Genomic DNA, 1,547 nt, shown 5'->3' with positions numbered 1-1,547 from the left:
GTGTAATCTCTCTCATTAGCTGCTCAAGGCGGTCATCTGACGATAGCTCGGCGTTCAACTTTGACAGGATTGCGAAGGATGATGATGCATTTACCTTCTTGGACGCGAAGGCTTCGGCCAAGGCGGTCCATTTTGGGCGGCCAGACTTAGGAGCGGCTCCAATTTGGTCACCAACATCGTCAGGGATATTGTCCGTGACCTTGGTCAGGTGGGATAGCCCAGACGCGGACAGGCTGAGAACTTGGCGGATGGTTTTGGTATCGTGACCAGCCGCCCGTATGACGGCAGCAAACCGCGCCTTTTCGTAAAACGACAGGTTGCGACGTGCCGCATTCTCAAGGCCTTTAGCGAGAAGAGCTGTGGCGTCATCGAGGTCCTGAACATTGGCGCGGACTTTCAGGTCGAGTTCTCGGCAGGCGCGCAATCTTCGGCGGCCATAGATGATCTCAAACCGGCCCTCGGTCCCTGCCCTGCGAACCAAAATGGGAACCTGTTGGCCGCCGTCTTTGATGCTGGATTTGAGGGTTTCAAAGCCGTCGCCATCATCTTCAGAGTTTACAGCTGTAAACCCATCAAGGCGATCTTTGGGTCCCCAGTCATCAATGAGCGATGGGTCAAGCTCGCGAATGGCTGACAGCGACCCCTGCAGGGCACCCAAGGCGGGTGCTGCGGGTTTGGCGGTTCGATCTTTGGGTTGCGGGCTGGAATTGGCAATCGTCTTGGCAATGCCGCTTAGATCCTGAAGTGATTTACGTGCCATCAGCTACGCCCCCATGCTTGGTGAATCATTGCTTCAACCTCGCTGCCAATAGCATCCATTGATTGCTTGGCGCGGTCATAGGTCGCCCGTGTCATCTCGGAGCGTACGACCTCGTAGATTGATTGTTTGAGCATCGTGGCATCGCTGATTGCGGTGCTTTTGAGCGCAGTGGCTGTCATGACGCGGTCCAAAAAGAGCGCGCGCATGAACGAGGTTAACTGTTGCGACGGCACATCTGTTGGCTCGTCGCGGGTAATCAGAAACTTGAAGTGATCATACTGAAGCTCGGCACCCGCATCCTCGATGACACCCATGTAGGCACCGGCAAGCTCAAGAAACTGGGCCGTGGATGACACGTCGAGCATTGAGGGTGTGAGAGGGACGATAAGGGACGTCGCGGCGGCCATGCCGGAGATCGTCAGGAAGCCCAGCTGTGGAGGGCTGTCCATCAAGACGATGTCGTACTGATCCTCAACCTGGGCCAATGCATTGCGAATGCGCAAGAAGAAGGGCTGGTCAGGATTTGAGTTTACCGCTGATTCAGTCTCGAATTCGGACAGGAGGAGGCGTGCCGGAGCAAGCGACAGTCCCGGAAAGTATGTGGGCATGACGACGTCAGAAAACGGCACCGGATCATCATAGCGGATCGCGTCAAAAACAGTGAGGCCGTCAAACTCGATTTCTGGGTTGATGCCGCACATTGAGGTCAGTGACCCTTGCGGGTCCAAATCGACTGCAAGCACTCGGTAGCCATTAAGTGCGAGATAGTGGGCCAGGTGAATTGTGG

The 1,547-nt window shown here is 55.7% G+C and carries 2 protein-coding genes; both read right to left on the bottom strand.

Translation table 11 applies throughout. From position 1 onward, the window contains the following. On the bottom strand, positions 1-760 hold a 760-nt coding region (repB, locus tag WBC85_RS15220; RefSeq protein ID WP_424439132.1), incomplete at its 3' end, for a plasmid partitioning protein RepB. Continuing rightward, positions 760-1,547, bottom strand: a 788-nt coding sequence (gene repA / locus WBC85_RS15215; RefSeq protein WP_424439129.1) for a plasmid partitioning protein RepA, incomplete at its 5' end; no start/stop codon positions are given. The genes repB and repA, both read right to left, overlap by 1 nt.

Origin of the sequence: Planktotalea sp., from assembly GCF_049680325.1 — a bacterium.
GTDB lineage: Bacteria > Pseudomonadota > Alphaproteobacteria > Rhodobacterales > Rhodobacteraceae > Planktotalea.
Note: the sequence above shows the minus strand (reverse complement) of the source record. Positions and strands in the feature narration are given on the sequence as shown.